This window comes from Allomuricauda sp. XS_ASV26 (assembly GCF_041224615.1).
Lineage (GTDB): Bacteria > Bacteroidota > Bacteroidia > Flavobacteriales > Flavobacteriaceae > Flagellimonas > Flagellimonas alginolytica.
Genome location: NZ_JBGFGK010000031.1, coordinates 526,142 through 538,169, shown reverse-complemented (window position 1 = coordinate 538,169; position 12,028 = coordinate 526,142). Strand labels below are relative to the sequence as shown.

Here is a 12,028-nt window from a genome sequence, read left to right as displayed (position 1 = left end):
TCAATAAACGAATGTTACGTCTCCTACAAATAGAATTTATAAAATTATGGAACAATAGGGCCAGCAAGGTGCTTATTATCTCCTATTTTGTGCTTTTAACTTCCATTGCGCTCATCGCGGCCATTAAATTTGATATTGGCCCGGTACAATTTCATCTAGCGGAACAAGGGATATTCAATTTTCCCTATATCTGGCACTTTAACACCTTTGTCACCGCCCTTTTTAAGCTATTTTTGGCCATTGTAATCGTTTCCATGATGTCCAACGAATACAGCAACAAGACCATAAAACAAAACCTGATAGATGGCCTTTCCAAAAAAGAGTTTATCCTTTCCAAAGTCCTTACCGTAATCAGTTTTGCGCTTATTTCCACCATATTTGTGTTTGTGGTTTCCATGGTCCTTGGCCTGATCTATTCCGATTACGACGAAATGTCCATTATTTTTTCGGACATGGAGTTTTTACCGGCGTTCTTCTTTAAACTGGTCGGCTTTTTCTCTTTTTGCCTGTTCTTGGGCATATTGGTCAAGCGTTCGGCCTTTGCGCTGGGGTTCTTAATTTTATGGACCATTTTGGAGCAAGTAGTTTTTGGTTTGCTCGGTTGGAAAGTTATGAGCTGGGAAGCGGCCAAGACCATAAAACAATTTTTTCCATTGCAATCCATGTCCAATTTAATAAAAGAACCCTTCACAAGGTTATCGGCCGTACAGAATATTGGTCAACAGATAGGAGAGGATATGAGATTCGATTACCATGTATATTGGTATGAGTTTTTGGTAGTCATCCTTTGGACAGTGATTTTTATCTACTTATCCTACGCATTATTAAAAAAACGTGATTTGTAGTATCTTGTAAGATGCACAGAATCATGTAATGCTGAACAGAATATTAATTTTATGGGCACTCCTGGCCAGCCATTCTTTTTGGGCCCAGGATTGCCCTAATCCGGTTTACCCTGCCAATGGAGCTACAAATGTTCCTTTGGACGCCACAATTGATTGGGAATCGGTAGACGGAGTTCCCTCCTACAATATAACCATGGGAACAACACCCGGGGGCGACGACATCCTGAGCACACAATTTGCCAGTGGATCTTCCTATGTACCACCACTTGGACTACCTGCCAATACCACTATTTATGTAACGATAACCCTTTTCTTTTTTGACCAGCCCAATATTACCTGTCCAAGCTACAGTTTTACCACCGAACCCATTTCCACAGTTCCAGAATGTACCGAAATAACCAATCCATTGAACAACGCTGTGGACATAAATCCAAATACCAACATATCCTGGTCCTATGTGTACGCTGCAACGGGCTACAATCTTAGTTTGGGCACAACACCTGGAGGCACGGAACTTCTGAATAATATTGATGTTGGCAACACCCTTACCTATAACCCAATAACCGATCTACCCCCAGAGACCCCTATTTACGCATCAATTGTACCATACAACGCATTGGGAACGGCAATGGGCTGTACCTATCAACAATTTACAACACGGGCCGAATCCGAAATACCCGATTGCACCAATATTATTTATCCGCTGAACGGAGAAACCAATGTACCGCTATCTCCTGTATTGGAATGGCATGCCGTACCCGATGCAACAGGATACATCGTTACCATTGGCACAACACCTACGGGCACGGACATTCTTGACGGCTCCACATTTTATAGCAATTCCACTCCGGTCGTTAATTTTGAATCAAATAAAACTTTTTTTATCACAATTGTTCCTTTTAACGACGCAGGGGCAGCAGAAGGGTGCACCCAGACCAGTTTTACCACCTTGTTGGGATGTGGCCCCTTTTTGGATTTTGATACTGGGGAATACGTTATTGTAAACCCGGAAATAGATTTTCCCGCTACCATATCCTCTTGCGATAACAATGGCCCACTGATCATCAATTCAACCGACATTGCCGAAGGTTACCGGTGGTTTCGGATAGATCAATTTGAAAATGAGTCCCTAATCTCGGACACCAGTGACGTTACCATCACTGAAAACGGCAGGTACAGGTACGAAGCCTACAATACGATCAATCAAAATGGCAATACCATTGAATGTCCCTCGAGTCAAGTATTCGAGGTCGTTTCATCGGAAATGGCAACCATAGAAAATATAATGGCCGAGACTCTGGTCTCCTCACTTCGAATAACCGTAGTTGCATCGGGTAACGGAGATTACGAATATGCTATAGATGATATAGATGGCCCATATTCGGACAGCAATGTTTTTAACAATGTGGCACCCGGAAGCCACATCTTCTATGTTAGGGACAAGAACGGTTGCGGCATTGCCCAGCAAAAATTCGCCCAGGACTTGACCGTGGAGGGATTTCCAAAATTCTTTACGCCCAATGGGGACAACATAAACGATTATTGGCAGTTTATACAGCCAACAGAGACGCAAAAAATTGTTTTTAAAAGTATCCGAATCTTTGATCGCTACGGTACATTTATAAAACAAATTTCGCAATATTCCCTGGGTTGGGACGGAAATTTGGCCGGGCGCAGCTTACCCGCCGGAGATTATTGGTTCATGGCCATTGATGATTCGGACCGGGAGTTCAAAGGGCATTTTTCCTTAAAAAGATAATATCCCTTTTTACTTCCTTTTAGGAACATCCTTTAGTATTTTTACAGCATGAAATTTCAGGTAGTTTCCGATTTTAAACCTACCGGCGATCAGCCGCAGGCGATAAAACAATTGGTCGAGGGCATTGAGTCCAAAACAGCACACCAAACCTTGCTCGGCGTAACCGGATCGGGAAAAACATTTACCGTGGCCAACGTTGTGGAATCCGTTCAACGGCCTACTCTGGTTTTGGCACACAACAAAACTTTGGCGGCACAACTATATTCAGAGTTCAAACAATTTTTTCCGAACAATGCGGTCGAATATTTCGTGTCCTACTATGATTATTATCAACCTGAAGCCTATATCCCGACCAGTGGACTTTATATAGAAAAAGACCTTTCCATAAACGAGGATATCGAGAAATTGCGTTTAAGTGCCACCTCCTCTCTCTTATCCGGAAGAAGGGACGTCCTGGTTGTAGCGTCGGTATCCTGTTTGTACGGTATCGGAAATCCGATAGAATTTCAAAAAAACGTTATCACCATTCATAGGGATCAAGTTATTTCTAGGACCAAGTTTTTAAAACAGTTGGTACAGAGCCTGTACGCAAGGACCACTGCAGATTTCAGAAATGGAAATTTTAGGGTAAAAGGAGATGTGGTCGATGTTTTTCCAGGATATGCCGACCATGCGTTCCGTATCCATTTTTTTGGTGATGAAATTGAAGAAATCGAAGCATTGGACCCGTACAACAACAACGTTATAGAGGTTTACGACACCTTGAACATTTATCCCGCAAATATGTTTGTCACCTCCCCGGATGTATTGCAAAATGCAATTCGCGAGATTCAGGACGATTTGGTAAAACAAGTGGATTATTTTAAGGAAATCGGCAGGCCTTTAGAGGCCAAACGTTTGGAGGAACGCACCAATTTTGATTTGGAAATGATTCGCGAACTGGGCTATTGTTCAGGAATCGAGAACTACTCACGGTACCTTGACGGCAGAAAACCGGGCACCAGACCTTTCTGCTTGCTGGATTATTTTCCAGATGATTATTTAATGGTGATCGATGAAAGCCATGTTACCATACCGCAAGTACATGCCATGTATGGCGGCGACCGATCTAGAAAGGAAAACTTGGTGGAGTATGGATTCCGGTTACCGGCTGCAATGGACAACCGTCCGTTAAAGTTTGAAGAATTTGAAGCCCTACAAAATCAAGTACTATACGTTAGTGCCACTCCCGCTGACTACGAACTGGAATTGAGCGAAGGTGTTTATGTGGAACAGATTATCCGACCAACGGGGTTACTGGACCCTATAATCGAAGTTCGCCCCAGCGAAAACCAGATCGATGACCTTGTTGAAGAAATCCAACAACGTGTAGAATTGGATGAACGTACCTTGGTAACGACACTGACCAAGCGTATGGCCGAGGAGCTCACCAAATATTTAACCAGAATTGATGTTCGCTGTCGATACATCCACAGTGATGTGGACACTTTGGAAAGGGTGGAGATCATGCAAGACCTGCGCAAGGGACTTTTTGATGTCTTGATCGGAGTAAACCTTTTGCGGGAAGGATTGGATCTACCGGAAGTTTCCCTAGTTGCCATACTGGATGCCGATAAGGAAGGTTTTTTAAGAAGTAACCGCTCGCTCACCCAAACCGTAGGGCGTGCTGCAAGAAACTTGAACGGGAAAGCCATTATGTATGCCGACAAGATTACGGAAAGCATGCAGAAAACCATAGACGAAACCAATTATCGCAGGGAAAAGCAAATTACCTACAATAAAGAAAATAACATAACCCCTACCGCACTCAAGAAAAACCTGGACAGTGCCCTTGCCAAAAACTCGGTATCCACCTACCACTTTCAAAAAGAAGAGTTACGTGCCGCCGAGCCAGATCTAAACTATATTACGGAAGATCAAAAAGAAAAACTGATTCGCGAAAAAAGAAAGGCCATGGAAAAAGCTGCCAAAGAACTCAACTTTATGGAAGCCGCCAAATTAAGGGACGAAATAAAAATGTTGCAAGAAAAAAAATAAAAAACGCGCTCCAGCAAATGCCGGAGCGCGCCTCAACTAACCAACTAATCCAACCATCATGAAACACCTTTAGTTGGTGTTCTAGTGCCTTATCCTATTTCAATCAGTCTTTTGGGTTTTGGCAATGCCTCTTGCTTTTTGGGCAACATCAGTTTTAGTATCCCATCTTCGTACTTCGCATCTATTTTAGATCCATCTACGGTTTCCGGCAATGTGAATGCCCTTTTGAACGATGTGAACGAGAACTCCTTTCTTGTGTAGTTGTCCTTATTTTCTTCATTTTCAGTTTTTACTTCACTGGCAATGGTAAGTACATCGTTATCGATTTCTACGGTAAAGTCTTCTTTTTTCATACCAGGAACAGCAAGTTCCAATTCAAAACCTTCTGTATTGTCCTTTATATTTACTGCGGGCACGGAAGTATTCCACTTCTCTGTTCCACCGAACCAATCAGGACTCATAAAATCATTCATCAATGATGGAAAAAACAGGTTATTTCTTTTTACTATACTCATGGCGATTCAATTTTAGTTAAACATCTAAATCAACCAGTAAAAAGCAAAACCTGTACCAACACAAAATCTATGTCATTTTGACATGTTTGAGAATGAAAAAAATGTCATTTTGACATTAATTATAATATGCCTTAAAGATATTGATCAGCACATCGGGAGGTACAATATTGTCCGGATAACGGTGCATAACCTCCAAAACCTGACTGATAGCCGCCGGCGGGAGCCCCATTTTTAGTCCGATATTATAGAGTTTGTCTATTTCCTTCCTATGTTGTTCCTTGTCGATATTCATAAGAAGGATAAGTCTATGGAATTGTACTATGCGCTCTGCTTGGGTCTTTAAGCGGACCTTAGGGGATTTTTCCTTAAGAAGCCCTTCGAAGATATCTTTACCAATGCCGAGGGTATGTGCTACCTGAAGCAAAAAATCGTACTCTGACTGCTTTATCGAATGATCTACCCTGGCAAAGGCTATCATTTGCGAAAGAATGCTCAATTTTTCTTTGTGAGTACCCATAAAGCTTGGTTTTGGTTATCGATCCTACTGTAGATAACTTCAAAACCATACTTTTTAGTACAAAAAAGCCCTGAAATTCAGGGCTTTTTTCTAACTAACTCAAACAATTCCCGTGTATTACGCGGTAATTTTTACTGGAAGCTCATATACTCTTCCGGGAGCAACATTTGTTAATTCCACCTTTTGGTAATTTAAACGACTCTTAACAAAGCCCTCCAAAACATCGTTTTTGGTTTCAACAGAGAGAACCAACAATTCGCCTTTTTCTGTTACAATAAAACGAACCTCGGCAGTCAAATCCTTATGATCTGCGTTGAATTGATTATCCTTCAACATTTCATAAATCTGACCGGAAAGATTGTTCTCCTTGGTCGCTTTTTTTCCTTTTGTTGCAAATGCGCTCATGGTTGCCATAAGTGCCAACGCTACTGAAACAGTTCTTAATTTTTTCATGATTTTTGTTTTTTGATTAAAATTGAATGATTAATGATTTGCTAAAAACAAGTCCCGATTAAGGTCCTTTTTTTAAGACACCACAAAAATAAGACGATTTAAAAAGTAAATTGTTACACTTTTTATCGATTTAACAAATGTTTAATGTCCTTAACGTTGGGCAAATACTCTTTATAAACCCAAAAATGAACTTTAAAAAATCGTTCTAAATCAAAACAGGCTCATAATTAATGAGATAAGAATTTCGAGCAAAAAACGACACTGATGCATCGGATATCCACTACAAAAAACAAAAAGGGCAATGTTAACAAAACATTGCCCTTTTTCGATATTTTTAAATGGTCAAGACTAGCTCAAAACCTCCTCGACCTTATCTGCCGCTTCTTTAAACTGTACCGCGGAATGCACGGCCAACCCTGAGTTGTCTATAATTTCTTTGGCCAACTCTGCATTGGTCCCTTGCAATCTTACAATAATCGGCACTTGGATGGCATCACCCATGTTCTTGTACGCATCAACCACACCTTGGGCAACACGATCACAACGAACAATACCACCAAAAATATTGATCAGGATAGCTTTTACGTTAGGATCCTTCAGGATAATACGGAAAGCTTCTTCCACCCTTTTGGCATCGGCGGTCCCACCTACATCCAAAAAGTTCGCCGGTTCTCCTCCGGCCATTTTGATCAAATCCATAGTGGCCATGGCCAAACCGGCCCCATTTACCATACAGCCTACATTACCATCCAAATCCACATAATTCAAACCTACTTCACGAGCTTCTACTTCGATAGGATTCTCTTCGCGCAGATCACGCATCTCTGCGTAAGCCTTTCTTCTGTACAGCGCATTATCGTCTATGGTAACTTTGGCATCTACCGCCATAATCTTATCGTCCGATGTTTTCAAAACCGGATTGATCTCAAAAAGACTGGAATCACTTTCCACATATGCCTTATAGAGCGACATCACGAACTTTACCATTTCTTTGAACGCAGTACCGGACAGGCCAAGGTTAAAGGCAATTCTTCTCGCCTGGAACGGCAACAGGCCCAAACCAGGATCAACTTCTTCGGTAAAAATAAGGTGCGGCGTTTTTTCCGCCACTTCTTCTATATCCATCCCACCTTCAGTGGAATACATGATCATGTTTCTACCCGTACCTCTATTTAAAAGAACGGACATATAAAACTCGCTGGTCTCACTATCGCCGGGATAATACACATCCTCAGCTACCAAAACCTGATGTACTTTTTTCCCTTCTGCCGATGTTTGCGGGGTAACCAGGTTCATCCCGATAATACTTCCTGCCAATTCTTCTACTTCTTTCAAGTTTTTGGCCAGTTTAACTCCTCCGCCCTTTCCACGGCCACCTGCATGAACCTGCGCTTTGATAACGTGCCATCCGGTTCCGGTTTCCTGTGTAAGTTGTTTTGCGGCATCTACCGCTTCCTTGGCGTTGTGAGCAACTATCCCTCTTTGGATCCTAACACCAAAACTGGCTAAAATCTCTTTTCCTTGATATTCGTGAAGATTCATCTGTGAATTTACTTTTGTTTGCTGACAAAAATAGAAAACAACGCTGACAAATTGAAGTTGTTAAATGAATAATTGATACCCAAGTATAAATTATGGGCTTTTTATTGATTCCACGGATGGCTACAATGTAAAATCTTGAAAATCGAGCGGATCAAAGTTTTTGAAGTGCCCGTTCATCTCGATAACCTCTTTGGCACGGTTCACTTCGGTAAGTATACTGGTCGCAGCCTCCAAATGTGTTTTTATAAAGTTTAATCGATCGGTTTCCTTCTTAATAAGCAATAACTCATATTCTTGCTCAAAAGAAAGCCCCATTTTATGGGCTAGGGAGTAGCTGTTGAATTGTTTGGGCGATGTTTTGGTAAAGGGAACGTCCATAATATCGTAGAGCGCCTCAACTTTTTGAATCACTTCCTCCCTTAGACGATCATTTGCGTCATTTTCCGTTTCCAAAAACTCCACTTCGCCTCCAGCGTATAGCTTTCCTTCCAATTGTTTTTCAAAACTCAACACTTTAAAAACCTGACGCGCCACACATACCACGTCCATTTCACCGGATTCATAGGTATTTACAACTTCCACCAATTGCACTTCAGTTCCATAGTTGATGGCATTGTTGATATAGACCGGGATACCAAAAGTGAGCGCCTCATTCCTACAATCGTTGATCAATTGCTTATAACGATCCTCAAAAATGTGAAGTGGCACTGTTTCTCCAGGAAAAAAAACGGATTGTAGTGGAAATAAGGGTAGCTTCATAATTCCAATTTCCTCTAAAAATACAGATCAGAATCCAAAAGAACAACCTAATTTAAGTTTTGATGTTTTATTTAAAACATTTTGTTATATATTTATATTTTGAAATTTCTTTTTTGCGTAACCCACCTACAAAACCTAGTTTTGTTCAAAATATGTAATTAACATGAACTCTAAGGAATTACTTCAACTTACCGAACAATTTGGCGCACCATTATACGTGTACGATGCCGATAAAATCGCATCGCAATATAAAAAGCTGACCAACGCTTTTAAAGGAGTGCCAAAGCTAAAGTTGAACTATGCTGCGAAAGCCCTTTCCAATATAAGCGTCCTTAGATTATTAAATAGTTTGGGTAGCGGTTTGGACACCGTATCCATACAAGAGGTCAATTTGGGCCTTTTGGCAGGCTTTAAACCAGAGTCCATTATTTTTACGCCAAACGGGGTTTCCCTGGAGGAAATAGAGGAAGCGGCCGCCCTTGGCGTTCAAATCAATATAGACAACCTCTCAATTTTGGAGCAATTCGGCAGCAAGCATCCAGACATTCCTGTATGTATCCGAATAAATCCGCACGTAATGGCTGGAGGAAATTCCAAGATTTCTGTTGGCCATATCGATTCAAAATTTGGCATCAGCATCCACCAAATACCCCATCTATTGCGTATTGTGGAGGTTACCAACATGAACATCAATGGCATACACATGCACACGGGAAGCGATATTTTGGATATTGATGTGTTCCTCTATGCCTCTGAAATTTTGTTCGAAACGGCTAAAAATTTCAAAGATCTAGAGTTTATCGATTTTGGCAGTGGATTTAAAGTACCATATAAAGCAGGGGACATTGAGACCAACGTTGATGAGTTGGGCAAAAAACTGACCAAAAAGTTCAATGCATTTTGCAAGGATTATGGCCGCGAACTAACACTTGCCTTTGAACCAGGAAAATTTTTGGTAAGCGAAGCCGGCTATTTCTTGGCCAAAGTGAATGTAGTGAAGCAAACCACTTCAACCGTTTTTGCAAGTGTCGATTCTGGTTTCAATCACTTGATTCGTCCAATGTTATATGGATCTAATCACGAAATAATCAACATATCCAATCCAAAAGGCAGGGAACGCTACTATTCTGTGGTAGGTTACATTTGTGAAACGGATACTTTTGGGAGTAACCGTAGGATCAACGAAATCTCGGAGGGCGATATACTTTGCTTTAGAAATGCCGGTGCGTATTGCTTTACCATGGCAAGCAACTACAACTCCAGATACCGCCCCGCTGAAGTACTTTGGTACCAAGGCAAGGCACATTTAATACGAAAAAGAGAAACTTTTGATGATATCCTGCGCAACCAAGTGGACATCAAGGGTGTTTTTAATGTTCCGCAAGAGGAACCGGTAAAATAGAAGTAAGCCCTATCAAGCTGTTAAAATCAATACTTTTTTGGCATAATTTTCGTTAGTTTTGTAGAGATAAGACGACAATTACGTCAAAAATAACGACTATGCGCTCAATTTTTACCCAAATCAGTTTACTTTTTATAGCATTGATAGGCTTTAATGCCCAAGCTCAAGAAATCAATTGGATTTCTTGGGACGAAGCCGTCCAGTTATCCAAAACGGATGCAAGCCCTAAAAAAATCTTTGTGGATGTGTATACCGATTGGTGTGGATGGTGCAAGAAAATGGACAAGAATACATTTCAAAATCCTGAGGTTTCCAAATATATGCAGGATAATTTCTATATGGTAAAAATGGATGCTGAAGGCAAAGACCCTATTGAATATCAGGGAAAAACCTTTAAGTACATACCTTCGGGCAGAAGAGGCTATCACGAGTTGGCAGCGGCGCTGTTGCAAGGGCGCATGAGCTACCCCACTGTAGTCTTCTTGGACGAAAAACTAAATATGCTTTCACCTGTGCCCGGTTATCAACAAGTGGAACCTTTTATGCAGATCGCCAAGTATTTTGGCGAGAACATCTATAAAGATCAAGACTGGAAAAGCTACGCTGGGAAGTAATTGCCCCCCAGCGTTTAAATATTTATCTACTATAATTTGGACTTTCTTTGGTAATGGTCACATCGTGCGGATGACTTTCGTGAATGCCGCTCGAAGTAATTTTTACAAATCGACCACTCTCTTTTAAAGTTTCGATATCTTTTGCGCCACAATACCCCATTCCAGCGCGCAGACCACCAATAAATTGGTGCATACTTTCCATTAACTCACCTTTGTAAGGTACGCGACCTACAATTCCTTCGGGAACCAATTTCTTAATATCGTCCTCAACATCTTGAAAGTATCGGTCCTTGCTACCTTGCTTCATTGCCTCAACAGAGCCCATGCCACGGTAAGATTTAAATTTACGTCCCTCGTAAATTATCGTCTCGCCAGGCGATTCTTTTGTTCCTGCCAACAACGAACCCAACATTACAGTATCTGCTCCAGCTGCTATAGCCTTGGGAATGTCTCCGGTATACCGAATTCCACCATCGGCAATTACCGGAACCCCGGTTCCTTTTAGTGCAGCGGCAACCTCTAAAACTGCTGAAAACTGTGGGAAACCGACACCTGCCACCACGCGTGTGGTACAGATAGATCCCGGTCCAATACCCACCTTAACAGCATCCGCACCCGCTTCCACCAAATATCTTGCAGCTTCGGCCGTAGCAATATTACCTACCACGACATCCAATTCGGGAAAGGATTTTTTGACTTCCTTAAGTATACCCACCACACCTTTGGTATGCCCATGTGCCGTATCGATAATAATGGCATCGACCCCGGCTTTTACCAATGCACCGGCACGATCAACAGCATCTCCCGTTACTCCAATGGCAGCGGCTACGCGTAAACGCCCATATTGGTCCTTGTTCGCAATGGGTTTTTGGGTAAGTTTGGTAATGTCCCTAAAAGTGATCAGACCGACCAGTTCCTCCTTTTGATTGACCACAGGAAGTTTTTCGATCTTGTTTTCCTGAAGAATTACTTCGGCCTGTTGTAAAGAGGTGCCCTCTCCCACGGTCACCAAATTTTCAGAGGTCATTACCTCTGAAATAGGACGACCATCGTTCTTTTCGAATCGGAGATCACGATTGGTTACGATACCGATCAATTTTTTTTCTGCGTCAACAATGGGAATACCACCAATACTATGCTCTTTCATACTGGCTTTAGCGTCTCGTACAGTTGAATCCAACGGAAGTGTAACTGGATCCATGATCATTCCACTTTCCGCACGTTTCACTTTTCTGACCTTTAGCGCCTGGTCTTCTATGGTCATGTTTTTGTGAAGAACTCCGATACCGCCCTCCCTAGCCATGGCAATTGCCATTCGGGATTCGGTCACAGTATCCATGGCCGCAGAAACAATGGGCACATTTATGGTAATGTTTTTGGTAAATCTTGATTGAATGTTGACTTCTCGGGGAAGTATTTCGGAATATGCCGGCACAAGAAGAACGTCATCATAAGTAAGTCCTTCGCCAACAATTTTGTTTAGGTGAGCTTCCATTGCAATTACGGATTAATTGCGTGCAAATATACCACTATTTTAAACAACGTCGAACCTACTTAACACTTTATGTTTTTACATTTTTGATTT

General features: G+C 41.7%; 11 protein-coding genes. 5 read left to right on the top strand and 6 right to left on the bottom strand.

Annotated elements, in window-relative coordinates; all coding sequences use genetic code 11:
• The first annotated feature begins 11 nt into the window (after positions 1 to 11).
• From AB9K32_RS09910 to uvrB, 3 genes are read left to right on the top strand one after another with little or no spacing between them, the layout of a single operon-like run.
• Positions 12 to 845 (top strand): ABC transporter permease, encoded by an 834-nt coding sequence (locus tag AB9K32_RS09910; RefSeq protein WP_369885078.1) that lies wholly within the window; start codon positions 12 to 14, stop codon positions 843 to 845.
• Between the two features lie 28 nt (positions 846 to 873).
• Entirely contained in the window at positions 874 to 2,604 is a 1,731-nt protein-coding gene (locus tag AB9K32_RS09905) for a T9SS type B sorting domain-containing protein (protein ID WP_369885077.1), read from the top strand.
• 48 nt (positions 2,605 to 2,652) lie between these two features.
• Positions 2,653 to 4,641: an excinuclease ABC subunit UvrB gene (gene uvrB / locus AB9K32_RS09900; protein ID WP_338193536.1), complete on the top strand. Its 1,989-nt coding sequence runs from the start codon at positions 2,653 to 2,655 to the stop codon at positions 4,639 to 4,641.
• An 89-nt stretch (positions 4,642 to 4,730) separates the two neighbouring features.
• Here uvrB and AB9K32_RS09895 read toward each other — a convergent pair whose 3' ends face one another.
• The 5 genes from AB9K32_RS09895 to AB9K32_RS09875 all read right to left on the bottom strand — a co-directional run bounded on the left by AB9K32_RS09895 (position 4,731) and on the right by AB9K32_RS09875 (position 8,427).
• Complete coding sequence (locus AB9K32_RS09895; RefSeq protein WP_369885076.1) at positions 4,731 to 5,156, bottom strand: Hsp20/alpha crystallin family protein; 426 nt, start codon at positions 5,154 to 5,156, stop codon at positions 4,731 to 4,733.
• 115 nt (positions 5,157 to 5,271) lie between these two features.
• Positions 5,272 to 5,673, bottom strand: a complete 402-nt coding sequence (locus AB9K32_RS09890) for a TerB family tellurite resistance protein (RefSeq protein ID WP_252079174.1) — start codon at positions 5,671 to 5,673, stop codon at positions 5,272 to 5,274.
• A 117-nt stretch (positions 5,674 to 5,790) separates the two neighbouring features.
• Positions 5,791 to 6,126, bottom strand: coding sequence for a hypothetical protein (locus AB9K32_RS09885; protein WP_252079173.1), 336 nt, complete (start codon positions 6,124 to 6,126; stop codon positions 5,791 to 5,793).
• Positions 6,127 to 6,474: 348 nt separating this feature from the next.
• The gene (gene sucC, locus AB9K32_RS09880) at positions 6,475 to 7,668 is read right to left on the bottom strand and encodes an ADP-forming succinate--CoA ligase subunit beta (protein WP_224835188.1); all 1,194 of its coding nucleotides are present in this window, start codon (positions 7,666 to 7,668) and stop codon (positions 6,475 to 6,477) included.
• Positions 7,669 to 7,788: 120 nt separating this feature from the next.
• Entirely contained in the window at positions 7,789 to 8,427 is a 639-nt protein-coding gene (locus AB9K32_RS09875; protein ID WP_224835189.1) for an LON peptidase substrate-binding domain-containing protein, read from the bottom strand.
• Between the two features lie 163 nt (positions 8,428 to 8,590).
• Here AB9K32_RS09875 and lysA point away from each other — a divergent pair, with 163 nt between their 5' ends.
• Both lysA and AB9K32_RS09865 read left to right on the top strand, forming a co-directional pair.
• Positions 8,591 to 9,829, top strand: coding sequence for a diaminopimelate decarboxylase (lysA, locus tag AB9K32_RS09870; RefSeq protein ID WP_369885075.1), 1,239 nt, complete (start codon positions 8,591 to 8,593; stop codon positions 9,827 to 9,829).
• A gap of 98 nt (positions 9,830 to 9,927) precedes the next feature.
• Complete coding sequence (locus tag AB9K32_RS09865) at positions 9,928 to 10,443, top strand: thioredoxin family protein (RefSeq protein WP_369885074.1); 516 nt, start codon at positions 9,928 to 9,930, stop codon at positions 10,441 to 10,443.
• 22 nt (positions 10,444 to 10,465) lie between these two features.
• On the opposite strand, the gene guaB is transcribed toward AB9K32_RS09865, so the two are convergent.
• Positions 10,466 to 11,938: an IMP dehydrogenase gene (guaB, locus tag AB9K32_RS09860; RefSeq protein WP_252079171.1), complete on the bottom strand. Its 1,473-nt coding sequence runs from the start codon at positions 11,936 to 11,938 to the stop codon at positions 10,466 to 10,468.
• Positions 11,939 to 12,028: the final 90 nt, after the last annotated feature.